The 254-nt window shown below is 59.8% G+C and carries 1 protein-coding gene; it reads right to left on the bottom strand.

The window, feature by feature from the left end:
* Nucleotides 1–254, bottom strand: a 254-nt coding sequence (ligD, locus tag JAO32_RS19825) for a non-homologous end-joining DNA ligase LigD (protein WP_334243620.1), incomplete at both ends; no start/stop codon positions are given.

Raw genomic sequence — 254 nt, 5'->3', positions numbered from 1 at the left:
GCGCGAGCCCCAGGGATGGATCTCCAGCACGCTCATCTGCGCGAGTCCGGCGAGAGCTTCTGCGGTGTTGAGTGTGATGTATGGCTCAGGTGCGCCGCCTTTCTTGTCAGCCACCATCACACTGCCAACGCCCGCGGGCAGCATGTGATTGACGTGTTTCTGATAGAAGCACTGATGTGCGGAGCCTTCCGGACAACGCACGAGGCTTAACGGACGGTCTGCAATATGCGGCAACATCTCTTCCGAAACGGCCC

This window comes from Terriglobus sp. ADX1 (assembly GCF_036877645.1).
Classification (GTDB): domain Bacteria; phylum Acidobacteriota; class Terriglobia; order Terriglobales; family Acidobacteriaceae; genus Terriglobus.
Note: the sequence above shows the minus strand (reverse complement) of the source record. Positions and strands in the feature narration are given on the sequence as shown.